We start from the raw sequence: 21,765 nt of genomic DNA on the forward strand, positions 1-21,765 counted from the left end.
GAAGGATGAGCGGGCTCAAAAGGCGGGCAAAAGGGAGGAATCCGGCATAAACATAACGAATAGTTTTAATTATCTAACAGTATAAAGGGAGCGAATGCCATGTTCTTGCCTGAAGTGGTTGTCGGATACGGAAAGTCACAGCCGGATAAAATGTATACCTCATTCCAGGGTAAACAGTGGACGTACGGGGAATTCAGGGAGAAAGCGGAGCGGGTCGCCGCTTATTTCCAGCAGCAGGGCTACCGGCCGGGTGATGTGATCGCCCTTCTTGCAGGGAACTCGGACTCATTTGTCGCCGCCTATTTTGGTGTTCAGCTCGGCGGATTCATACTTATGCCGGTCAATACGAAGCTGACGGCGAGGGAGATCGGCTACATCTTCGAGCACTCCGAGGCCAAGTCGCTGATTGTCGATGAAGCGCTCCGGAAAACGGCGGACGATACGGGCGTCTCTTTCCGGGAAGTTCTGGAGATTGGCGGCTCCGGAGAGTTCGATGCCATCCTGGAAGACCCGGCGCTCGTCCCCGGGCCGGCAGAACTGAAGTCGGACGATACGGCAGTCATTATGTACACGTCGGGCACTACGGGCAAGCCGAAGGGCGTCATGCTGACGCACCGGAACCTGCTGGAGACAGCGGAGATCTGGGCGGAAGCGATGGACGTCACGGCAGATGACCGGATGCAGATTACGACACCATTGTTCCATTGTGCAGCGAGCCATGTGTTCATGAACGCCGTGTCGGTCAGCGGCGGCTCGCTTATCATCGAGACGGCCTTCTCGCCGGACAGGACAGTCAAGACACTCGAAGAAAGCAGGGCGACAATGTTCTTCGGTGTGCCGGCGATGTTCGCGATTCTCCTCAACCGCCCGGATATCGGGGAACTCGATGTCCCGGACCTGCGCCTGTTCTGCTACGGTGCGGCACCGATGCCATACGAACTCGTGAAAAAGCTGAAGGAGATCTTCCCGGGTGTGAAGGTCCAGAACCTGTACGGCCAGACGGAAAATACGCCGGCTGCGACGACGCTGAAGGACCATTATGCCCTCGATAAGATCGGATCGGTCGGTGAGCCGCTTCCGAGAACAGAAGTGCGTGTCGTCGATGAAGAGGGGCGTACGCTGCCGCCGGGCCAGGTCGGTGAAATTGTCGTCAAGGGGCCTCAGGTCATGAAAGGCTACCTGAAAAACGAAGAAGAAACCGCCCGCACGATCCGGGACGGATGGATGTATTCGGGGGACCTCGGGCGCACCGACGAGGACGGGCTGCTGTACATCGTCGACCGCAAAAAGGACATGATCATCCGCGGCGGGGAGAACATCTATCCGCTGGAAGTGGAGGAAGTGCTGTTCCAGATCCCTGAAGTGCTTGAAGCCGCAGTTGTCGGCATTCCGCACCCGGTTTACGGTGAGGTGCCGAAAGCCTTTGTGGTGGTCAAGGAAGGAAAGAGCCTCACTGAGGAGCAGATCATCGACTACTGCGCGGAGCATCTGGCGAAATTCAAGCTCCCGGCGGAAGTGGAATTCCTGGACGTGCTCCCTCGGAATGCTTCGGGCAAGGTTCTGAAGCATACGCTCCGCCCGAAAGCGGAAGAAGCGAAAGCATAAGAGGAGATACGATGAAAAGGACCGGCGGCTGCCGGTCCTTTTTGGCTTGGATTTGCACCTTGTCAACGTCTCACTGCAGTATGTTAACGTTTCACCTTTCTCGACGTCCTGGAGTTCATCATTATCCGCTCGAGAAAAAAGCTTCCTTATTAAAATGGAACGTCTGCATCAATCCAAATCGATTAAACTCAGTGGGTATAGTTCTGTTCTTTATCTTATTCTTTACTATTGGTATAATAATAAGTTACTCGTTTTTATAATTGGTCTTTATATGGAAAAATCCTATTGTAAAGGGATTGATAGGAGCAATCAAAGCTTGATGTGTTCGAATTTACTTCCGGATTTGATTTTGCTAATATAGTTTAGAAAGTAGTTTACAGTCCGGCTCTGAAGGGAAAGCTGAAGAAGATTCGGACGAAATATTCAGAACCCTTAAAAAAGTCTCGTTGCGGGCTTTTTTTAGTTCGGACGAAATGAGGAAAGGAGGGAATAAGGGATGCACTTGCTGCCGCGTGAAGTGGACAAACTGCTAATCGTTGTGGCGGCCGACCTGGCCCGCCGGAGGAAAGATCGCGGACTGAAGCTAAACCATCCTGAGGCTGTCTCGCTGATTACCTACGAGGTGCTGGAAGGGGCGCGTGACGGAAAAAGTGTCGCCGAGCTGATGGAGTATGGAGCCAATATCCTCTCCCGGGAGGATGTCATGGAGGGCGTGCCGGAAATGATTCCGGACATCCAGGTGGAAGCGACTTTCCCGGACGGGACAAAGCTCGTCACTGTCCACAACCCGATCCGCTAATCAAGACAGGAGGAAACTGAACATGCATCCTGGACAATACGTTCTTCAAGAAGGAGACATCATCTGTAATGAGGGAAGGGAGATTACAACCATCACCGTGACAAATACGGGCGACCGCCCCGTCCAGGTCGGTTCGCATTATCACTTTTATGAAGTGAACCCTGCGATGAAGTTCGACCGGAAGCAGGCTTTTGGGAAGCGGCTGAACGTACCGGCGGGTGCCGCCGTACGCTTTGAGCCGGGTGACGAGAAGGAGATTGAACTGATCGATTTTGCGGGCAAGCGACGTGTTTACGGTTTCCATAACGAGGTTGACGGCCCGCTTGATGGGGAGGCAGAATCATGACGTTCCGGATGACGAGAAAACAGTACGCGGAAATGTTTGGCCCGACGACGGGAGATTCCATCCGTCTGGCTGATACGAATCTTTTTATCAGAATCGAAAAGGACTATACGTCATATGGTGACGAGGTAGTATTCGGGGGCGGCAAGGTCATCCGTGACGGGATGGGCCAGCACCCGCTCGCGACAAGGGCTGACGGGGCCGCGGATGTCGTGATTACGAATGCCGTGATCCTTGACTATACGGGCATCGTGAAAGCGGACATTGCCATCAAGGACGGCCGAATTGCCGGTATCGGAAAGGCCGGAAACCCGCTTGTCATGGACAATGTCGACATCATCATCGGAGCATCCACGGAAATCATCGCTGGTGAGGGCCGGATTGTGACGGCCGGTGCGATCGACACCCACGTCCACTTTATCAATCCGAAGCAAGTGCAGGTCGCCCTCTCAGCCGGAACCACAACACTGATCGGCGGGGGGACAGGTCCTGCCACGGGATCCAAGGCAACCACCGTCACTCCGGGTGAATGGAACATTCACCGGATGCTGATGGCCGCCGAAGGGCTTCCGATCAATATCGGCTTTACCGGGAAGGGGCATGCCGCGGCAAAAGAGCCGCTTGCAGAGCAAGTGCGCGCCGGCGTCATCGGCCTGAAGGTACACGAAGACTGGGGGGCGACCGGGTCCTCGCTGGACATGGCGCTGTCGGTGGCGGACGAGTACGACGTCCAGGTGGCGCTGCATGCCGATACCCTTAACGAAAGCGGATTTATGGAAGAGACAATGGCCGCTGTCAGGGACCGGGTCCTCCACATGTACCACACCGAAGGAGCCGGAGGGGGACACGCCCCGGATCTGATCAAGTCTGCAGGCTACATGAATATCCTTCCTTCATCCACTAACCCCACACTACCTTATACCGTCAATACGATTGATGAACACCTGGACATGGTCATGGTCTGCCATCACCTGAACCCGTCCGTTCCGGAGGATATCGCATTTGCGGACTCCCGGATCCGCAGGGAAACAATTGCCGCAGAAGATATTCTCCAGGATATGGGCGTCTTCAGTATGGTCAGCTCGGACTCCCAGGCCATGGGGCGTGTCGGAGAGGTGGCGATCCGTACATGGCAGGTCGCGGACAAGATGAAGATGCAGCGGGGACTCCTGAAGGGGGATACCGACTATGCCGACAACAATCGGGCCAAACGCTATATTGCGAAATACACGATCAACCCGGCAATCACCCACGGTATTTCAGAACATGTAGGATCCATCGAAGTGGGCAAAATAGCGGATCTTGTCCTATGGGACCCGGCTTTCTTCGGGGTAAAACCGGAGATGGTCCTGAAGACGGGCCTTGCCGTCGTCGGCCTGATGGGAGACGCGAACGCTTCAATCCCTACGCCACAGCCGTATATCATGCGGCCGATGTATGCCCAGTACGGAAAAGCCTTGCAGGAAAGCTCAATCACGTTTATCTCGAAGGCAGCCTATGAAGATGGCATACACGAGAAACTGGGGCTGCAGAAGCGGGTTCTTCCGGTCGGCGGCATCCGTTCTCTTACGAAAAAAGACATGAAGCTAAATTCCGAAACACCGGAGATCGAGGTCGACCCGCAAACCTATGAGGTTCATGTGAACGGTGAACATCTGACATGCGATCCGGTTGAACGAGTGCCGATGGGGCAACGATATTTCTTATTCTGAGGTGAACAAACATGATTATTGAACAGATTCTGGGCAATCTCGACGAAATGGAGCCGAATGAGATTGGTAATCGCCATAAGGAAAAGATCCTCCTCGAAAGCGACGCACTTGTCAAGCGGATCCAGCGGGTCAAAACCGATCACGGGACAGAGGTCGGAATCCGCCTGAAGGAGCCGCGTGACCTCCGGGCGGGTGATGTCCTTTATATGGATGAACGCAATATGATTGTCATCGATGTCATGACAGACGATCTGCTTGTCATCCGCCCGCGCACAATCGGTGAGATGGGGATGATTGCGCATCAGCTCGGAAACCGGCATCTTCCCGCGCAATTCGAAGGCGACGAAATGCTCGTTCAATACGATTATCTCGTAGAGGACCTTCTGAAAGAGCTGGGCATCCCATATGTGCGCGAGGACAGGAAAGTGAAGGAAGCTTTCCGGCATATCGGGCACAGCCATGACTGAGCGGCTTCTCGCCCTTTTTCAGCTTTGCGACTCGAACTTGCCGACGGGATCGTTCAGTCACTCGTTTGGGCTGGAGACCTATATCCAGGACAACACAGTGACCGACAGTGAATCGTTTGAGGAGTGGCTTTCCTGCTACCTGGAAGAGCAGCTCGCTTATACGGACGGAATCGCCTGCAGGATGGTGTATGATGCGCTGGAAACCGGTGATCTGGACACTGTCTCTGCAATCGGCGCCAGGCTGCACGTCCAGAACCTTCCGAGGGAGACGCGGCAGGGAACCCGGATGATCGGAGAAGGCATGCTGAAACTGTTCAGCCGACTCTATGATTTTCCCTTCCTGAACGAATACGCCAAACTCGTAAAGGAAAAGCGGGCCGTCCCGCACCCGGCAGTTGTCTTCGCCATCACTGCCCACGGCCTTGGATGCAGTCGCGAAGAAGCTGTTCTGTATCACTTCTACGGCACCGTGTCGGGACTGATCCAGAATGCCGTCAGGGCAATACCGCTTGGGCAGACAGCAGGCCAGATGATTCTGAATCGCATACGGCCGCTGCTGCGGCAGACGGCAGAAAAGGCCCTCGCACTTCCTGACGAGGATTTCGGCCTGGTCGCACCGGGGCTTGAACTGTCCCAGATGCAACACGAGCGGGTCAACGTCAGGATTTTCATGTCCTGAATCAGACGGGCAGCGGTACCTTTAAGAATAGTAATAAACAGAAAGGAACTGGTCAGATGGAACCCATTAAAATTGGAATCGGCGGACCGGTCGGCGCGGGCAAAACGATGCTCGTCGAGAAGCTGACACGCCGCATGAAAGACGACGTCGATATGGCGGTGGTGACGAACGACATCTATACGAAGGAAGATGCAAAATTCCTCATTGCGCACGGCGTACTCGAGGATGACCGGATCATCGGAGTGGAGACGGGCGGCTGTCCGCACACCGCTATCCGTGAAGACGCCTCCATGAACTTTGCCGCAATCGATGAACTCGTATCACGCCACCCCGACGTCGAGCTCATCTTTGTCGAAAGCGGCGGTGATAACCTGGCCGCCACGTTCAGTCCTGAGCTTGTCGACTTCTCGATCTATATCATTGACGTGGCCCAGGGGGAGAAAATTCCGCGCAAAGGCGGGCAGGGGATGATCAAATCCGACCTGTTCATCATCAACAAAACGGACCTCGCGCCTCATGTCGGGGCAAGCCTGGAGGTTATGGCGGAGGATACAAAGAAGTTCCGCGGAAACAAGCCGTTCGTTTTCACAAACCTGAAGACAGAAGAGGGCCTTGACGAAGTGATCGACTGGGTCAACAAACAGGTCCTCCTAAAAGGATTGGCTTGACCGTGACGCAATGGACGGGGGAGCTGAACCTCTCCCTTGAAGACCGGGCGGGCAAGACAGTTGCCCGGAACGTCTATTTCCAGGGCGCATTCAAAGTGATGCGCCCGATCTATCATGATGATTCCGGCAAGGTCTGCTACTACCTCCTGAATCCTGGCGGGGGTTATCTGGACGGAGACCGTTACCGCATGGACATCACGGCGGAACCGGACGCACGGGTCACGCTGACAACACAGGGCGCAACGAAAGTCTATAAGACCCCGAAAGACCATGCATACCAGGAGACGACGATGACGCTTAAGGCAGGCAGCTATCTTGAGTACCTGCCCGACCCGCTGATCGCATACAAGGATGCGGCATACCGGCAGAAAAACATCGTCCGGATGGAAAGCGGAGCGACCTTCCTCTATACGGATATCCTGACGCCGGGCTGGTCCCCGGACGGCGGACAATTTGCCTTTGATTCCGTCAGGCTCATCAATGAGATCTACGTTGACGGGGAACCTGCGGTCTTTGACAATATCCGGTTGTCCCCATCCGATCAGAAGGTCGGCGGCCTGGGATTTATGGAAGGCTATACACATCTCGGTTCAATGATTGCCATCGGTGAACAGACAACCGATGATCTGATCGATATCCTCCATGACCTGCTTGCCGGAACATTGGAGGAGGATCAAGTGAAATTCGGGATCTCCCGGCTGGCTGTCCCGGGATTCAGCATCCGGATCCTCGGCCGTTCCACAGGAAGAATCGAGAAAATGCTGAATGCATGCCACAAACGGATCAGTGAAGAATGGCTTGGCCTGACACCCGCCTCACTAAGGAAATATTAAGTTGACGAAATCCGGAGCCCTTGCGGCTCCGGATTTTATTATGGGTTGAAAATGACGGCTTATTTCGTTATCGTGGGGGGAAACTCCAACATAAGGAGGAGTCTGGCATGCAGGCAAATAACCATGGAAAAACACAACAGGAACAGGTTGTCGATACATTTGAAGTCGAGCCACTGTTCGAAGACCGGCCGCACGAACGTCTCGCATTCACATTCAAGGTAGAAGGGGACGAGTACAAAGGACATTTCCACAATGAAGAGATTCTTTGGATGCATCCCCATCCAAAGCAGCTCATCGGTGAAGAAACCGCGACAGAGATTGAAATCGTCATCCACAGGCTGATGAGCAAAGCCGGTCATACCGCCGGCGACATCGAAAAAATCGAGGTCAAGCCTGCCTTTGAGGACCGCCCGCATGAACGCCGCCAGTTCACACTGACGGTTCAGGGGGAGGAATTCAAGGGGCTTGTTCATGAAGGGGAGATCCAGTGGTTCCATCCGCAACCCCATCAGAAGCTTGAAGATGGGCATGTGGAAGAACTCGAATACCGGGTGCATGAAGAACTCGGCACACTGCAAGCGGAAACAGGAGACAAGGCCTGAAGATCACTTGCGAAGGATACAGCAGCAAAAATAAAACGGCATGGCCATCGCCTCTTTGGCGAACGGTCCATGCCGTTTTCTGTTTGTATTGTTTGTATTGCTAAAATTGTCCGTGCTGTAACTGCCAAGACAAGAGGCGGCGAAACCGGCGAAGGTCAGTCCGCCTGCTTGTCCCAGTCCTCGATGTTCCATAGGATGCCGAATCCGTGGTGACCCAGCGTCCGGTCGCTGATTCCGGTAACGTTCTCATTCACCCCGTACAGAGCATCAAGATAGACAAGGAAGGTGTAGGGCGGGTCTTCGGCCAGCACTTCCTGGAAGCGGGCATAAGCCGCTTTCCGCTTTTCCGGATCCGAGGCGGTCCGGGCTTCCGTCAGCAGGCTATCAACCTCATCATTCCGGTACTTGCCGAAATTGTATTGACTGCCTCCAATTTCACTGCTGTGGAAAAGACGGTACGTATGGTCATCGGGGTCGAACTCGCTTCCCCAGCCGATGACGAGCGCTTCTTCACCGTCGTACTTGACCGCATTCTGGTCGACCGGCTTCGGCTCCGCAATGATGCCAAGGGGTTTAAGCTGCTGGGAGACCACATTGGCGAGTGCGACACGGACCGTGTCCTGGGCAGGGGCGACGAGCTCAAAGCTCAGGAGTTTGCCGTCCTTCTCAAGAATACCGTCTCTGTTCTTTTCCCATCCGGCTTCTGCGAGCAGTTCCGCCGCGCGGCCCAAATCCGGATGATCGATGCGGCCTGCATCAGGGTTCCCCGCCCATGATTTTTGGAGCGGCCCATAAGCCGCTTCGCCTTTGCCTGCGAGGATTCCTTCGACCATAGCCTCGCGGTCGACAGCGATACTGATGGCCTTGCGGACTTTCGGGTCCCGGAAAATCTCGAGGTCAAAGTTGTACATGACGGCGCGGTAATCGGCCGTGTCAATTTCATGGATCCGGATGGGATCTGATTTTTTTACTGCTTCCATCTGGGATGGGGTGAGGCGGGCCAGGTCAATCTCGCCTGCCTTCAGTTGAACGAGCCGGGTGTTGGCATCGGGAACCGGTTTGAACACAACTTCATCCAGCTTGGGTTTTTTCCCGTAGTACTGATGATTCCGTTCCAGTACGATCGTTCCGTCGCCCTTCCATTCCTTCAGACGGAACGGCCCGTTTCCGACAGGATTCCGGTTGAAGCCGGATTCCATGAGATTTTCGCCGCTGAGGAGATGTTCCGGCACGATGCCGACTTTCAGCTGATCGAGGAGCGGGGGATACGGACGGTGCAGTATGATTTCGACTTCGTAATCGCCGGTGGCCCGGACTTCTGCAATTTCGCGGAATTCCCCGGTGATTGGTGTGTTAGTCTCGGGGTCCAATATTTTTTCAAGCGTAAAGACGACATCATCTGCTGTTACCTGTTCACCATCCTGCCAGAGGGCATCTTCCCTCAGTTTGAACGAATAGGTGAGCAGGTCGTCGCTGATCGTCCAGCTCTCGGCCAGGTCCGGGGTCACTTCGTTTTGTTCGTTGGGCTTTGTCAGGCCCCGGAACAGCAAAGCATCGATTTCCTGGCTTTCATCAAGGACCGGATTTACCCGTTCGATTTCGGCTTCCATGCCGTAGACAAGTTGCTTTTTCCCGTCATCGGCATTGTCGGCAGATTCCGCACTGCACGCGCCGGCGAGGACAGCGATGGCGGCGGCTGCAGTGATGAATAATCGTTTCTTCAGTTTCCTCATAGAGCTCCTCCTTTATGGTTGGATAGGTCAACTCCCCGTCCCGGTATGTGTTCGAGGAGGCTTTTTGTATATGGATTTCCCGATGCCTTCAGTTCTCCGGGTGATCCGCTGTCTTCAATCTGCCCATGCCGGATCACATAAATCCTGCTGCAGAGCGCGAATGCGGTCCGGATGTCATGGGTGATGAACAGGAAGGCTGTGCCTTCCCGGTCGCGGAGTGAACGGATCAGGCGGATCATCCTTGCCTGGCTGCTCATGTCGAGGCTGGCAAACGGTTCGTCGAGGACGACAAGTTCAGCGGAGACGGCAAGGGTCCTGGCAAGTGCCAGCCGCTGGTTCATGCCGCCGGAAAATTCGCCCGGGTATTGATGGGCAGTATCAGGCGGGAGCCCGACCTGTGACAGAAGATGTCTTGCCGTCTGTTCCCGTTCTGTCTGTCGGATACCCCGGTATTCCAGCCCTTCTGCGACCAGGCGCCCTGCAGTCCAGCCCGGATTGAATGAGGCGGCAGGATCCTGATGGACCCACTGGACGGCGTCCGGCCAATCTTTGGTGCCATGCCATGTAATTGTTCCGTCCTGCGCAGATTCGAGACCGGCAAGCAGCCGGGCGAGCGTGCTTTTCCCGCCACCGCTTTCACCGATCAGCCCGACAATTTCCCCCGAACCGATGGAGAGGGACACCTGATCCAATGCCTGAATTTCCTTTTTTCTGAACAGACCGCCTGTCCGGTATGACATGGACAGGCCGGATGCATCCAAAAGGAGAGGGGGTGCTGCCGCTTGATCAGCAGGAGGCACTTGACCGAGCGTCCGCCAGTCATCAAGCAGCTGCATAGCTGACAGAGAGCGGGGAGCACTAAACATTTGGCGTGCCGGCCCGTCCTCCGCAAGCCTGCCATTGTCCATGACGAGAATGCGATCCGCCATTTCACGGGCCACCCCCAGGTCATGTGTGATCAGGAGCAGCGTGCCGCCGGTCTCTTTTTTCCAATCCTTCAGAAGTTCGAGGATGTCGGCCTGAATGTTCAGGTCCAGCGCGGTTGTGGGTTCATCTGCAATGAGCAGTTCAGGCTCCAGGGACGCTGCGAGTGCAATCTGGATCCGCTGGCGCATCCCGCCTGACAGTTCGTGCGGATAAGCTGCTGCCACCCTTGCCGGATCCGCGATGCCTGCCCGTCCAATCCAGTACAGCGCACGCTGCTTTGCGTCTTGTCCTTTGAGGCCAAAATGGACTGAAAACAGTTCTGTGAAATGTTGCCCAATCGTGCGGATCGGATCAAACGTCCCGGACGAATCCTGGAAGACGATTCCGGCACCACGCCCGAGATAGGTCCGGCGCCGCCTTTCCGTCATGTGAAAGACCGATTCCCCGCGAAAGCGGAGATCACCTGACGCCTGAAGTCCATCCGGCAGAATTCCCAGCACGGCGCGTGCAGTCATGCTTTTGCCCGATCCGCTCTCTCCGATCATGACGGCGGTTTCACCTTCTTCGATGCTGAATGTCACACCGGAGATGATGTCGCCCCGTTCACCGGCAACCGTCAGCCGGTTAACCTCGAGAATGGCCATGCGGGTTTCGCTCCTTTCTTGCCGATGGACGCCGGGGACCTGTCTGCAGCCTGTCTCCCAGCACGTGCATCAGATAGATGGTCAGCGCAATGCACAACCCCGGGAACACGGCAAGCCACCATGCCCCTGACATCAGGTATCCCTGCGCCCCGGTCAGCATATTGCCCCATGACGGGATCGTTTGTGGAATGCCGAGGCCAAGGAAGCTGAGGGTTGCTTCGGCCAGGATGGCATGCCCTGCGCTGCCTGCAGCAAGCACGATAATCGATGGCATGCAGCGGGGGAGCAGGTGGCTGATAAAGCGCTGCATGGGACCGGCCCCGAGCTTCTTCGCTGCAAGCACATAAGTTTCTTTTCGGATGGCCCTAATTTCCGTACGGATGACCCGGGCGATCAGCATCCACCCGGTAAAACCGATGACCAGGATAACGGACAGGAGTCCTTGGGGTGCAATCGCCTGCAGACCGATCATGAGGAGAATTGAGGGGATGCTGAGCAGCATATCGGATGTCCGCATGATCAGCCGGTCGATGAACCCGCCGGCAAGGCCGCTTATCGTGCCGAGAATCATCCCGACTGATATGGATAGCGCCATTGCAAGAAAGCCGACTGCAAGAGAGACCCGGCCGCCGTAAAGAAGTCTTGACCATACATCCCGGCCGAGCTCATCCGTGCCGAGCGGGTGTCCGTTTCCGGGCGGCTGGAGAATCCGATCCATCCTCACTTCGGCCGGATCCGCTCCTGCGAGCAGCGGTGCAGCAGTTGAAAGGAGGGTGAGCAGGAACAATCCCGCGGCGGCCGGTGAGAGGATTACAAGCCTCATCTTCATCATTTGGACCTCCCTTGGGCACCGGACTCGCGAAGGCTGGGGTCAATCCATGCAGCCAGGAGGCTTGCAAGCAGGTTGACCAGAATGACAAAGGCCATACTCAGCAGGATGATTGCAAGCAGGACCGGATAGTCATGGGCAAGCGCAGACTTCAGCGCAAGCCGTCCCAGCCCGGGCCAGGAGAAAATCGTCTCCACTACAACGGAGCCCGCCAGCGATACGGCGAGCGATGCACCGGTATACACAATCAGCGGAGCAGCGGCATTCGGCAGGATATGGGCGAGCACAATCCGTTGGTGGGGAACACCGCGGGCGCGGAGTGCAAGAAGGTGGCCTCCAGATGAGGAAGCGGCGAAATGATTCCGGAAGAGCCGGATATAGTAGCCGGCATGGGACAGTGCGATGACGAGGGCAGGCAGGATAAGGTGACGGAGGGAAAAAGGTCCCGCACCCATGCCGGAGGACGGCAGGACGCCCAGTCGGATTGAGAAGAACAGCATCATCATAAGCCCCAGCCAGAAAGGGGGGATTGCCATCAGCATGACACTCACGGCAAGGACAATCCGGTCATACAGACCATCCTTCCGGAGTGCAGATGACAGGCCAAAGAACAGGGCCAGCCCGATCATGATGACCTGGGAGGCCACTAGCAGCACGGCGGTGGGGAGTAACGTGCGAATAATGACTTCATCTGCAGGTTCCCCCGTCAGATAGGAAGCTCCCCAATTGCCCTGAAGCACCTGGGAAGCCCAATGGATATATTGAACGGGCAGCGGCTCATCCAGCCCGAGATTTTCGGAAATCCTCAGCCGGTCCGCCTCGGTCAGCTTCTGCAGTTGATCCCCATACATGGCTGCCGCCGGATCTCCAGGGATCAAGCGGATAAATGCAAAGCAGAGCAGGCTTCCGAGAACCAGCATAAAGGCCGATTCAGCCACCCGTTTAAATAAAAACAAAGCCATTTCTGACCTTCTTTCCACAATTAAGTACCCTATTTATTTTACCATATGGGGTACCCGGTGGCATCCGGGACGCAAAGAAAAGGACCGGCGTCTGCCAGTCCTTTTTGATCGGTATGGAATCGCATTCTGTCAACGCCTCACCAGTTCTCCACGTCCTGCCGCTCTCCCTTGAAATTGTTTTTCTTGGAGTGGCGTTCGTGCAGTACTTGCTCGACTTCATTGATGCTGACACCCTGTTCATGCAACAGGACAAACAGGTGATAAAGCAGGTCGGCGGTTTCGTTTTTCAGCTCTTCACGGTCTCGCTTCATCGCCGCGATGACGACTTCGAAGCTTTCCTCGCCGAACTTCTTCGCAATCTTGTCGAGCCCCTTGCCGAGAAGGTAGTTCGTGTAGGAACCTTCATCAGCATCTGCCTGGCGGTCTCGGATCATGGCTTCGAGCGAAAGAAGGGGTGATGCGGGTTCTTCACCGAAGCAGCTTTTTGTTCCGGTGTGGCATGTAGGGCCCACCGGTTCCACTTGGATCAGGAGGGTGTCATCGTCGCAGTCAAGCGTCATCGATTTGACACGCTGGATATGTCCGCTGGATTCGCCCTTTTTCCAGAGGCGTTCCTTGCTCCGGGAGTAGAACCAGACGACGCCATCTTCAAGCGTCTTCTCATAGGCTTCCTCGTTCATGTAGCCGAGCATGAGGACGGTGTGGTCCGTCCAGTGCTGGAGCACTGCCGGGATGAGCCCCTTGGAAAAGTCAGGCTTCATTCGGCACACCTCCGGCCGTCAGGCGGACCGGAATGCCGGCATCCGATAGGAGGGACTTGACCTCGCCCACGGTCGTTTCTTCGTTGTGGAAGATGGATGCAGCAAGGCCTGCAGACACATCTGTTTCGCGGAACAGCTCGACAAAGTCATCGGCACTTCCGGCACCGCCGGATGCAATGACCGGGACGGTGACGGCTTTTTCCACGGCTTTCAAGAGGGGGAGGTCGAAACCGTCCTTCGTTCCGTCTCCTTCCATACTAGTCAGGAGGATCTCCCCGGCACCAAGCTTTTCGCCTTCGGTGACCCAGTCGAGAACGCGGATATCAGTCTTTTTCTTGCCTCCGTGGGTAAAGCAGAACCAGTCCTGCGCTTCCTCGTCCCAGCCTGCATCTACCGACAGGCAGACGCACTGGCTGCCGAAGCGGTCCGCCGCCTCGCGAATCAGTTCAGGACGGGCAAGTGCCGCGGAGTTGATGCTGACTTTGTCGGCGCCTGCCTTGAGCAGGCGCCCAATATCGTCAGCCGTACGGATTCCTCCGCCAATGGCGAGAGGGATGAACAGCACCTCCGCCGTGCGCTTGATGACGTCGAGCATGAGGTCGTGGCCTTCGTCGGTTGCGGAGACATCGAGGAAGACGAGTTCATCAGCGCCTGCCGCATTATAGCGGGCGGCCATTTCCACCGGGTCTCCAACGTCGCGGAGCCCCTTGAAGTTGATGCCCTTGACCACCCGGCCGTCTTTTACGTCGAGGCAGGGGATGATGCGTTTTTTGATCATGGTGACACTCCTTTCAGCTGCATTTTGGTACCTATTTCATTGTTAAAGAGTCCGGTTTCGTCATTCGGACCTGCAGTTTCGTCATTCAGCCTGCCGAACCCTCACCGGATACTCTCCCAAAACTCATCCGTATTCGCCGCTTTCCCGACAATCGCAGCAAAAACGCCTTCCGTTTCAAGAGCAGCGAGGTCGCTGCCGTTCCGGACTCCTCCGGATGCGGTGACCGGCCATTTCGAAGTCTTCGCCAATTTGCCGGTCATCTCCACGTTCGGGCCTTCCATGCGGCCGTCGCGGGCGATGTCGGTGTAAATGACGCCGCCGATCTCCGCGCCGTCCAGGCGTTCGAGCATTTCAAAGACGGTGGTCTCTGCGGTCTCGAGCCAGCCGTTCAGGGCCACTTTGTCGCCGCGGGCGTCCAGTCCGAGCATCAGCTTGCCCGGGTATTTCCGGCTCATTTCAATCAGCCAGTCAGGCTCGGTCAATCCTTTCGTGCCGATGATCAGATAGCCCGCGCCCATGTCGAGATACTCGCGGATCGTTTCCTCGGAGCGGATGCCGCCTCCGATTTCGACCGGGAGTTCCGTCGCCTTGATGATGTCGCGGAACAGGTCCATCTCGGCGGGCTTTTTCTCTTTCGCGCCGATCAGGTCGACGGTGTGGATGCGCCCTACACGCGGCTGTCCGGAATAAAAGGCCACCGCTTCAAGCGGGGTGCGGCCCATCGCCGCTTTTGTATCATAATCGCCTTCAGTCAGGCGGACGTTCTGTGAATCGATAATGTCTATCGCCGGCCAGATCTCGATCATTCGGATGCCTCCTCTTTCTCTCTAAACCCTCCGGTTACGGCCTGCTGCAGCAGCACGAGTCCCGCATCCCCGCTTTTTTCGGGATGGAACTGGATGCCGATCAGCTGTCCGCGCTGCACAATGGCCGTGACGGTCTCGCCGCCATAGTCGGCTGTCGCGACCGTGTCCGGACCGGGTGCCGCTTTATAGGTATGGATAAAGTACATGTCCTTGCCGTCCAGCTCAGGACGTTCGCTCACAAGTGCGTTCCAGCCGAGGTGGGGGACGGGGAGGCGGGTCTCGATCCGGGTGATGGCACCGGGGATGAACCCGAGTCCGTCCGCATCGCCTTCCTCGCTGTGCCCGAACAGAAGCTGCATGCCGAGGCAGATGCCGACAAGCGGCTTTTCCTCTTTGAGTTCGGCCAGGAGCGGGATGAGCCCGTCTGCTTCCAGACGCTTCATCGCATCGGCAAAGTGGCCGACACCCGGGAGAATCAGGACATCCGCTCTGCGGAGCACGTCAGGATCCTTCGTCAGTTCCACCCGGTGGCCGAGGAATTCCAGTGCACGCCGGACGTTTGCGACATTGCCGAGTCCGTAGTCGACGATGGCGATGCGGCGGCCATCAGTCAGGCCGGCTGTTGCTGTTTCCCGCGTGTTCATGCAAGAAGCCCCTTTGTTGAAGCGAGCCGCCCGTCGCCCGGCTGCATCGCTTCGCGCAGCGCACGGGCAAACGATTTAAAGAACGACTCGATCTCGTGATGGGCGTTGCCGCCGCGGATCAGGTCCATGTGGACGGTAAGACCGGCGTTTATGACGAGGCCCCTGAAAAATTCTTCGGTCAGCTCGGTATCGAACGAGCCGACTTTTTCGCGGGAAATCTCCGCGTTAAAGCTCAGGTACGGGCGTCCGCTGATATCGATGACGGTGCGGGTGAGTGTCTCGTCCATCGGGACATAGGATGTGCCGTAGCGGCGGATGTCGGATTTGTCGCCCATCACTTCACGGAGAAGCTTCCCGAGCACGATGCCCGTGTCCTCTGTTGTGTGGTGGTCGTCGACCTGGGTATCCCCGTTCACTTCCACGTCGATTTCCAGTCCGGAGTGGAAAGCGAACAGCGTCAGCATGTGGTCGAGGAACCCGACGCCGGTTGCGATGCTGGATTCGCCGGTTCCTTTATTGAGTTCCATGCGGATTTCGGTTTCTTTGGTCTTGCGTTCATAACTTGCCATCAGTCTTCATTTCCTCCGTTCAGTCGGGCTTCCATCGAAGCCGCGTGTGCATACAGTTCTTCGGCCCTGGCAATCGGGATTCCGGCTTCGGCATAGCGGCGGTAGTCCGCCCGGTCAACGCGGATGACCGCATTCGCCGTCAGGAAATCGTTCACGGACAGGCCCGACTGGAAGCGGGCGTTGCCGCCGGTCGGGAGCACGTGGCTCGGCCCTGCGGAATAGTCTCCGATGGCTTCCGGGGAATATCCGCCGACAAAGAGGGCGCCTGCATGGGTGACATCTTCCGCATAGCTGTCGGCATCTTCAGTCTGCACGGCCGCGTGTTCCGGAGCGATGAAATTCAGAAGTTCGACCGCTTCGCTGCGGTTTTCCGCAAGGATTGCCCAGTGGTTGTCCGCGAGGCTCTTTTTGATGATTTCGCTCCGCGGCGCTTCTTCTGCAAACTGGTCGGCGAGCCGTCCGACTTCTTCGAGCTTTTCCTGGTCCAGCGAGATCAGATAGGTGCGTGCCTGCTCGTCATGTTCGGCCTGTGCAAGCAGGTCGAGCGCCGCCCATTCGGCATTCGACGATTTGTCCACAACGATTGCGAGCTCGCTCGGTCCTGCGACGGAATCAATGCCGACGTCGCCGTAGACCAGTTTTTTTGCCATCGCGACGTAAGCATTGCCCGGTCCGCAGATTTTATCGACCCGCCCGATCGTTTCCGTACCGTACGCGAGCGCGGCGATTCCCTGGACGCCGCCGACCGTATACACATGGTCGATGCCGCACAGGTGGCACGCGGCAAGCGTAGCGGGGTTGCCCGGAGGCGGGGTGACGACGGTGATGCAACGGACACCTGCGACTTTCGCGGGGACTGCCGTCATGAGGACCGTCGACGGATAGTTCGCCTTGCCGCCGGGCACGTAGATGCCGACCCGGCCGATCGGGTGGAGCACGGGATAAAAGCCCTCGGGTTCGACCGGCTGCCATTTGATCTTGGACTGGTACGCTTCGATGTTTTCCTTGGCGGCAATGAGGGCATCCCGGAGTGCTTCCGGAATCGACTCAAATGCCGCTTTCAGTTCATCGGCGGGGATTTCACGGACTTCCGCGTTTTCACCGTCAAACTGCTTGGTATAGCGGGCAAGCGATGCGTCCCCGTTTTGCCGGACGTCCCGGATTATGTCCAGAACGCGGCCGGAAATGTCATAATCGTCCTGACCGGCAGGACGGTAGGATTGTTTGAATTGCTGTGCGGTCTGCATTCAGTTCACCTTCAATTCATTCATGAATGAGCGGATTTCGGCCGATTTTGTAAAGAACGCATGCTTGTTCGCGATCAGCCGTGCGCTGATTTCATCGAGCCGGACGCGTTCTTGGAGGCCGTTCATCCGGAGGGTCTCGCCGGATTGGACAATATCGACGATCGCATCGGCCATGCCGATGACGGCAGCAAGCTCGACCGAGCCGTTCAGCTTGATGATCTTGACGGGCTTTTCGGACCGCTCGAAGACGGAGCGGGAGTAGTTCACGTACTTTGTGGCGATCGTCCCGTATTCCGGGAGTTCTTCCTTCGAGGCAATCGCGAAGTGGCAGTAGCCGAACGGCAGTTCCAGCAGTTCGTTCACGTCCGCGTTGTATTCGGCGAGGATATCGCTTCCCGTGATGCCGAGATCCGCGATGCCTTCCTCCACGTAGGTCGGCACGTCATCACCCTTTACAAGAAGGAAGCGGATGCCGCTTGTCTCAACGAGCAGTTCGCGCTGTGCCGCCTTTAGCGCACCGTGCCAGCGCGGGTGGCCGTTTTGGTCCAGGTAAGCAAGGAAATCCTTTAGCTGGCGGCCCTTTGAAAGTGCAATGGTAATCATGGAATCATCCTTTGTCTGATTGGCTGCTTCCTGCAGGAGTCTGCGGATCGAGCCTTGAAATTAATAGAAAATCCCCATGCCGAATGCTTTTGAGCGGGCAGTGTACTGGCCGCCCGATGCAATTGGTGTCGTGCGTCCTGAGCCATAGAGCCGGATAAACACGCCGTCGTAGTACGATTGCGACGGGAGGGCGGTGATGTCGGGATAGACCGCCTCGATGCCGGCTTCACGAAGGGTTTCCTCCCAGCCGCTCAGTTCGCCCAGTACCTTCCGGATTTCCGGGAATGCAGAGCGGAGCTTATGGACCTGAGCTTCCGGCTGGTCGCTGATCAGGTCGAGCAGCGGGTGATCTCCGAGCAGTTGGCGAAGCGCGGAGGTGCTCCGCTGGGACAGCGCACGCTGGATCGCCGGGTCGGCGACCTTCTCCTCGCCGAGTATCATCGGGAGAAGCGCATAGTGACTGATGACAGCTGTCCTTGGGCGATCGTTCATTTGCTCATCCATGAAACCGATCATCAGAGACAGTCCCTCTTGCTGGCGTGCGGTGCTTTCCGAGAACACTTCCATGCCGAGCTGACGGGTCTCCGAACCGGAGTGGAATACCGGGCCGGAGTAGACCGCACGCTCCGCGTCGATCTTGTACTTATGGAGATAGCGCACAATTGCATTGGTCCAGTCATGCCGGAGCGCGTGGACGGTCCCGTTCTGTACCCAGGACTCACGCTGTGGCATGAGCCGGAGATCGTCTTCCGTCATGGCCGGCCAGTCAAACGTTTCCACGACAGGCAGGTCGATGATGTCAAAGCCGTTTCCGTGGAAAAACGACAGGAACTCGACTTCCAGCTGCTTTTGGCGGATCAGTGCGGGATTATAGATGAATGAAGTCATTCGTGGACACCTCTTCACTTCATTACTTTATCATGATAAAGTAGTAGATAGGTGAAATAATAGCATAGAGAATTCAGAATTGCAATAGGGGGATGAGCATGACGATCATTGACGGACATGTCCATTCGCCGTACTGCCCGCATGGCACGGGCGCGGCGATGGAGGAGTATGTGAATGAGGCGGAGCGGAAGGGGATTGACGTTCTCGTCTTTACCGAGCACGCACCGCTTCCGGAAGGTTTCACGGATCCGGTGCCGGAAAAAGACAGTGCGATGCGGCCGGAGGATGTCCGCGCTTATCTGGAAGAAGGTGCGAGGCTGCGCCGGGAATACGCCGGGCGGGTGGATGTGCGCTGCGGTTTCGAGGTGGATTATATAGAAGGATTCGAAGAGGAGACCCGGCGCTTTCTCGAGGAGCACAGGGAAGCCGCCGCACATTCCATCCTGAGCGTGCATTTCATTCAGGCAGGAGGCAGCTGGTTCTGCCTCGACTACAGTGCGGATGCCTTCGCTGAGAAGGCGGAGGAAGTCGGAGTGGAACATCTATACGACGCCTACGGCAAGGCAATGGAGAAGGCTGCGGAAATGCCGTTCGGCGAGGTGAACCCGCCGGTGCTCGGCCATATCAACCTGATCCACAAATTCCGTAGACGCATCAAGCCGGTGGCCGACCCTGTCAACTGGGCGGGAATCCTGGAAAAAGCGGCCGCTAGCGGATATGTGCTCGACTTTAACCACGCGGGGCTCCGGAAGCCGGATTACGCGGAGACGTATCCGGAACCGTGGATGGTGGAGGAGGCGCACCGGCTCGGACTGAACATGCAGACCGGCTCGGACGCCCATTCGCCTGAGGACGTGGGCAGCGGATTCATATGAGAATGACATGACAAAACGGCAAGGCCAGCTGGCCTTGCCGTTTGCTTTTGAGTTATTTAATCTCCAAAATTTCTTCCAGCGCTCTGAACAGTTTGTCCATCTCTTCCTCGGTTCCGACAGTGATCCGGAGATAGTCCTTGATCCTCGGCTTGCCGAAGTGGCGGACGAGGATGTTGCGGGATTTGAGGTCGGCGTACAGCACTCCGGCGTCTGCTTCCGGATACGTACAGAACAGGAAGTTAGCAGAGGACGGAAGGACGGTGAATCCGAGCTCGGCAAGGCGCATCACGGAGCGGCCCCGGGTCGCGATGATTTTTGCGGTTGTCTCTTCGAAGTAGGCCGCATCCCTGAACGCCGCCTCCGCGCCTGCCTGCGCAAGCCGGTCAGTCGTGTAGGAGTTGAACGAGTCTTTGATCCGGACAAGTCCTTCGATCAGTTCAGGCTGGCCGAGCGCGTAGCCTACACGCAGACCTGCCAGCGATCTTGACTTGGAGGTCGTCCGGACGACCAGCAGGTTATCGAATTCGCTGATCAGTGTGGCTGCCGACGGACCGGCAAAGTCGATATAGGCTTCATCAATGATGACGACGCGGTCGGGATTGCCCTGGAGGATGCGGCGGATGCCGTCAAGCGGTTCGTAAATGCCGGTCGGGGCATTCGGATTCGGCAGGATGACACCCCCATCAGCTTCAGAGAATGCCTCTGTATCCAGTGTGAAATCGTCACGGAGCGGCACTTCCTCAAATGGCACGCCGAACAGATTCGAATAGACTGGATAGAAACTGTAGGTGATATCAGGAAAGCGGATGGCTTTTCCCGGATTGAAAAAGGCCATGAAGGAAAATGCCAGGACTTCATCGGAACCGTTTGCCGTGAAGACCTGTTCCGGTTTGAGCCCTTCCGTTTCTGCGATGGCCTGCCTCAAGGAATCGGCAGTGGGGGACGGATACAGCCGAAGCCCCTGTGCCGCCTCCCGGATCGCCTCTGTAACGCCCGGCGCCGGCGGGTAGGGGTTTTCGTTTGTATTCAGCTTGATGATATCGGTCCGGTTCAGCTGCTCGCCGGGAACGTAAGGTTCCGTCCGCCGGGCCATTTCACTCCAGAATCTGCTCATTCCGATCGCTCCCTGTCACTTTAGTGATTTACTACGATAAAGTTAACGGATACTGAAGGTGTTGTCAACGGCATGACGGGGTAAAGAACAGGTTAGTGAAAGGGGGATGCCTGAAAATGAAGAAGAATCTGTTCCTCATCGGTGCCGCGGCTTTACTGCTTTCCGCCTGCACGGGGCAGGAGAACCCTGACGAGGCGGCGGTGCAGCAGGCGGCGGAGGAGAAGACGGCTGACGGCGAAGTCAGGAGCCTTGCAACTGAAGGCACGGAGAATCAGGAACGGATACCGGGAGAACACAAGATTCACGCCCAGGAAGTTGACCATGCCCAGCCGGTCAGTGATCCATCGGGATATGAAGAGCTGGAACATGCGAACGAGCACTTCACCCCGGAAGACTATGAAATCCGTGTCGCCAATGACAATCCCGGAAACCGGGTACTGCTCTTCATGGACGGGGAAAAGCCCGCCTACAAAACCGTACTGATCAAGAACCAGGGACTTTTAAAAATCATATCCGGCGACGAGGGGCTGATTGAAGAAACGAAAATCTGAGTTTCTTCATCCCCGCTCCCAATCGCGGATTCATCGCAAAGCGGAGGCCAAGCGCGGTCTCCGCTTCTTTCTATTTAGGTGAGATCCGGCTGGCCATGGTACGAATCTCTTCTGTTGCCCGGTAGG

Annotated in this window: 24 protein-coding genes; 11 read left to right on the forward strand and 13 right to left on the reverse strand. The window is 56.6% G+C overall.

Going from position 1 to position 21,765, the window contains the following annotated elements; translation table 11 throughout:
* Positions 1-99: 99 nt before the first annotated feature.
* From C772_RS00160 to C772_RS00200, 9 genes are all read left to right on the forward strand, one after another.
* Complete coding sequence (locus tag C772_RS00160; RefSeq protein ID WP_008296438.1) at positions 100-1,605, forward strand: class I adenylate-forming enzyme family protein; 1,506 nt, start codon at positions 100-102, stop codon at positions 1,603-1,605.
* 496 nt (positions 1,606-2,101) lie between these two features.
* Positions 2,102-2,404, forward strand: a complete 303-nt coding sequence (locus C772_RS00165) for an urease subunit gamma (protein WP_008296439.1) — start codon at positions 2,102-2,104, stop codon at positions 2,402-2,404.
* A gap of 22 nt (positions 2,405-2,426) precedes the next feature.
* A complete protein-coding gene (locus C772_RS00170) occupies positions 2,427-2,750 on the forward strand; it encodes an urease subunit beta (RefSeq protein ID WP_008296440.1) in 324 nt (107 codons plus the stop codon).
* Positions 2,747-4,459 (forward strand): urease subunit alpha, encoded by a 1,713-nt coding sequence (gene ureC / locus C772_RS00175; protein WP_008296441.1) that lies wholly within the window; start codon positions 2,747-2,749, stop codon positions 4,457-4,459. Before C772_RS00170 ends, ureC begins: the two co-directional genes overlap by 4 nt.
* A gap of 11 nt (positions 4,460-4,470) precedes the next feature.
* Entirely contained in the window at positions 4,471-4,926 is a 456-nt protein-coding gene (gene ureE / locus C772_RS00180) for an urease accessory protein UreE (RefSeq protein WP_008296442.1), read from the forward strand.
* Complete coding sequence (locus C772_RS00185) at positions 4,919-5,605, forward strand: urease accessory protein UreF (RefSeq protein WP_008296443.1); 687 nt, start codon at positions 4,919-4,921, stop codon at positions 5,603-5,605. The genes ureE and C772_RS00185 overlap by 8 nt, the downstream gene beginning before the upstream one ends.
* Positions 5,606-5,661: 56 nt before the next feature.
* A complete protein-coding gene (ureG, locus tag C772_RS00190) occupies positions 5,662-6,273 on the forward strand; it encodes an urease accessory protein UreG (protein WP_008296444.1) in 612 nt (203 codons plus the stop codon).
* A 2-nt stretch (positions 6,274-6,275) separates the two neighbouring features.
* Entirely contained in the window at positions 6,276-7,106 is an 831-nt protein-coding gene (locus C772_RS00195; protein ID WP_035001043.1) for an urease accessory protein UreD, read from the forward strand.
* 107 nt (positions 7,107-7,213) lie between these two features.
* On the forward strand, positions 7,214-7,708 hold the full coding sequence (locus C772_RS00200; RefSeq protein WP_008296446.1) for a hypothetical protein: 495 nt from the start codon (positions 7,214-7,216) through the stop codon (positions 7,706-7,708).
* Positions 7,709-7,863: 155 nt separating this feature from the next.
* Here the strand turns inward: C772_RS00200 and C772_RS00205 are convergent, their stop codons facing one another.
* From C772_RS00205 to C772_RS00260, 12 genes are all read right to left on the reverse strand, one after another.
* Complete coding sequence (locus C772_RS00205; protein WP_008296447.1) at positions 7,864-9,441, reverse strand: ABC transporter substrate-binding protein; 1,578 nt, start codon at positions 9,439-9,441, stop codon at positions 7,864-7,866.
* Complete coding sequence (locus C772_RS00210) at positions 9,438-11,012, reverse strand: ATP-binding cassette domain-containing protein (protein ID WP_008296448.1); 1,575 nt, start codon at positions 11,010-11,012, stop codon at positions 9,438-9,440. The genes C772_RS00205 and C772_RS00210 overlap by 4 nt, the downstream gene beginning before the upstream one ends.
* Positions 10,993-11,841 carry an ABC transporter permease gene (locus C772_RS00215; protein WP_035000965.1) on the reverse strand — a complete coding sequence of 283 codons (849 nt, stop codon included), beginning with the start codon at positions 11,839-11,841 and terminating at the stop codon, positions 10,993-10,995. The genes C772_RS00210 and C772_RS00215 overlap by 20 nt, the downstream gene beginning before the upstream one ends.
* Positions 11,841-12,803, reverse strand: coding sequence for an ABC transporter permease (locus C772_RS00220; protein ID WP_008296450.1), 963 nt, complete (start codon positions 12,801-12,803; stop codon positions 11,841-11,843). The genes C772_RS00215 and C772_RS00220 overlap by 1 nt, the downstream gene beginning before the upstream one ends.
* A 137-nt stretch (positions 12,804-12,940) precedes the next feature.
* Entirely contained in the window at positions 12,941-13,564 is a 624-nt protein-coding gene (hisIE, locus tag C772_RS00225) for a bifunctional phosphoribosyl-AMP cyclohydrolase/phosphoribosyl-ATP diphosphatase HisIE (RefSeq protein ID WP_008296451.1), read from the reverse strand.
* Complete coding sequence (gene hisF, locus C772_RS00230; RefSeq protein WP_008296452.1) at positions 13,554-14,342, reverse strand: imidazole glycerol phosphate synthase subunit HisF; 789 nt, start codon at positions 14,340-14,342, stop codon at positions 13,554-13,556. The genes hisIE and hisF overlap by 11 nt, the downstream gene beginning before the upstream one ends.
* A 101-nt stretch (positions 14,343-14,443) precedes the next feature.
* A complete protein-coding gene (locus C772_RS00235) occupies positions 14,444-15,148 on the reverse strand; it encodes a HisA/HisF-related TIM barrel protein (RefSeq protein ID WP_008296453.1) in 705 nt (234 codons plus the stop codon).
* Complete coding sequence (hisH, locus tag C772_RS00240; RefSeq protein WP_008296454.1) at positions 15,145-15,792, reverse strand: imidazole glycerol phosphate synthase subunit HisH; 648 nt, start codon at positions 15,790-15,792, stop codon at positions 15,145-15,147. Before hisH ends, C772_RS00235 begins: the two co-directional genes overlap by 4 nt.
* Positions 15,789-16,361 carry an imidazoleglycerol-phosphate dehydratase HisB gene (hisB, locus tag C772_RS00245; protein ID WP_008296455.1) on the reverse strand — a complete coding sequence of 191 codons (573 nt, stop codon included), beginning with the start codon at positions 16,359-16,361 and terminating at the stop codon, positions 15,789-15,791. Before hisB ends, hisH begins: the two co-directional genes overlap by 4 nt.
* Entirely contained in the window at positions 16,361-17,608 is a 1,248-nt protein-coding gene (gene hisD, locus C772_RS00250) for a histidinol dehydrogenase (RefSeq protein ID WP_008296456.1), read from the reverse strand. Before hisD ends, hisB begins: the two co-directional genes overlap by 1 nt.
* Positions 17,609-18,211, reverse strand: coding sequence for an ATP phosphoribosyltransferase (hisG, locus tag C772_RS00255; protein WP_008296457.1), 603 nt, complete (start codon positions 18,209-18,211; stop codon positions 17,609-17,611).
* A 60-nt stretch (positions 18,212-18,271) separates the two neighbouring features.
* Complete coding sequence (locus C772_RS00260; RefSeq protein WP_008296458.1) at positions 18,272-19,099, reverse strand: ATP phosphoribosyltransferase regulatory subunit; 828 nt, start codon at positions 19,097-19,099, stop codon at positions 18,272-18,274.
* 98 nt (positions 19,100-19,197) lie between these two features.
* On the opposite strand from C772_RS00260, the gene hisJ reads away from it, so the two are divergent.
* Positions 19,198-19,974 carry a histidinol-phosphatase HisJ gene (gene hisJ / locus C772_RS00265; RefSeq protein WP_008296459.1) on the forward strand — a complete coding sequence of 259 codons (777 nt, stop codon included), beginning with the start codon at positions 19,198-19,200 and terminating at the stop codon, positions 19,972-19,974.
* A 52-nt stretch (positions 19,975-20,026) separates the two neighbouring features.
* Here the strand turns inward: hisJ and hisC are convergent, their stop codons facing one another.
* Positions 20,027-21,088, reverse strand: coding sequence for a histidinol-phosphate transaminase (gene hisC / locus C772_RS00270; protein WP_008296460.1), 1,062 nt, complete (start codon positions 21,086-21,088; stop codon positions 20,027-20,029).
* A 116-nt stretch (positions 21,089-21,204) separates the two neighbouring features.
* Here hisC and C772_RS00275 point away from each other — a divergent pair, with 116 nt between their 5' ends.
* Positions 21,205-21,639: a hypothetical protein gene (locus C772_RS00275; RefSeq protein WP_008296461.1), complete on the forward strand. Its 435-nt coding sequence runs from the start codon at positions 21,205-21,207 to the stop codon at positions 21,637-21,639.
* Positions 21,640-21,765: the final 126 nt, after the last annotated feature.

This window comes from Bhargavaea cecembensis DSE10, assembly GCF_000348905.1.
GTDB classification, from domain to species: domain Bacteria; phylum Bacillota; class Bacilli; order Bacillales_A; family Planococcaceae; genus Bhargavaea; species Bhargavaea cecembensis.

What these genes read in the sequence shown, in the direction of transcription:
- C772_RS00275 (WP_008296461.1), top strand. Translation starts at nt 21,205, where the DNA reads ATGAAGAAGAATCTGTTCCTCATCGGTGCCGCGGCTTTACTGCTTTCC.
- C772_RS00170 (WP_008296440.1), top strand. Translation starts at nt 2,427, where the DNA reads ATGCATCCTGGACAATACGTTCTTCAAGAAGGAGACATCATCTGTAAT.
- hisF (WP_008296452.1), bottom strand. Translation starts at nt 14,342, where the DNA reads ATGATCAAAAAACGCATCATCCCCTGCCTCGACGTAAAAGACGGCCGG.
- ureC (WP_008296441.1), top strand. Translation starts at nt 2,747, where the DNA reads ATGACGTTCCGGATGACGAGAAAACAGTACGCGGAAATGTTTGGCCCG.
- hisIE (WP_008296451.1), bottom strand. Translation starts at nt 13,564, where the DNA reads ATGAAGCCTGACTTTTCCAAGGGGCTCATCCCGGCAGTGCTCCAGCAC.
- C772_RS00260 (WP_008296458.1), bottom strand. Translation starts at nt 19,099, where the DNA reads ATGACTTCATTCATCTATAATCCCGCACTGATCCGCCAAAAGCAGCTG.
- C772_RS00220 (WP_008296450.1), bottom strand. Translation starts at nt 12,803, where the DNA reads ATGGCTTTGTTTTTATTTAAACGGGTGGCTGAATCGGCCTTTATGCTG.
- hisG (WP_008296457.1), bottom strand. Translation starts at nt 18,211, where the DNA reads ATGATTACCATTGCACTTTCAAAGGGCCGCCAGCTAAAGGATTTCCTT.
- C772_RS00200 (WP_008296446.1), top strand. Translation starts at nt 7,214, where the DNA reads ATGCAGGCAAATAACCATGGAAAAACACAACAGGAACAGGTTGTCGAT.
- hisD (WP_008296456.1), bottom strand. Translation starts at nt 17,608, where the DNA reads ATGCAGACCGCACAGCAATTCAAACAATCCTACCGTCCTGCCGGTCAG.
- hisJ (WP_008296459.1), top strand. Translation starts at nt 19,198, where the DNA reads ATGACGATCATTGACGGACATGTCCATTCGCCGTACTGCCCGCATGGC.
- hisB (WP_008296455.1), bottom strand. Translation starts at nt 16,361, where the DNA reads ATGGCAAGTTATGAACGCAAGACCAAAGAAACCGAAATCCGCATGGAA.
- C772_RS00210 (WP_008296448.1), bottom strand. Translation starts at nt 11,012, where the DNA reads ATGGCCATTCTCGAGGTTAACCGGCTGACGGTTGCCGGTGAACGGGGC.
- C772_RS00215 (WP_035000965.1), bottom strand. Translation starts at nt 11,841, where the DNA reads ATGAAGATGAGGCTTGTAATCCTCTCACCGGCCGCCGCGGGATTGTTC.
- ureG (WP_008296444.1), top strand. Translation starts at nt 5,662, where the DNA reads ATGGAACCCATTAAAATTGGAATCGGCGGACCGGTCGGCGCGGGCAAA.
- C772_RS00205 (WP_008296447.1), bottom strand. Translation starts at nt 9,441, where the DNA reads ATGAGGAAACTGAAGAAACGATTATTCATCACTGCAGCCGCCGCCATC.
- C772_RS00160 (WP_008296438.1), top strand. Translation starts at nt 100, where the DNA reads ATGTTCTTGCCTGAAGTGGTTGTCGGATACGGAAAGTCACAGCCGGAT.
- C772_RS00165 (WP_008296439.1), top strand. Translation starts at nt 2,102, where the DNA reads ATGCACTTGCTGCCGCGTGAAGTGGACAAACTGCTAATCGTTGTGGCG.
- hisC (WP_008296460.1), bottom strand. Translation starts at nt 21,088, where the DNA reads ATGAGCAGATTCTGGAGTGAAATGGCCCGGCGGACGGAACCTTACGTT.
- C772_RS00235 (WP_008296453.1), bottom strand. Translation starts at nt 15,148, where the DNA reads ATGATCGAGATCTGGCCGGCGATAGACATTATCGATTCACAGAACGTC.
- hisH (WP_008296454.1), bottom strand. Translation starts at nt 15,792, where the DNA reads ATGAACACGCGGGAAACAGCAACAGCCGGCCTGACTGATGGCCGCCGC.
- C772_RS00185 (WP_008296443.1), top strand. Translation starts at nt 4,919, where the DNA reads ATGACTGAGCGGCTTCTCGCCCTTTTTCAGCTTTGCGACTCGAACTTG.
- ureE (WP_008296442.1), top strand. Translation starts at nt 4,471, where the DNA reads ATGATTATTGAACAGATTCTGGGCAATCTCGACGAAATGGAGCCGAAT.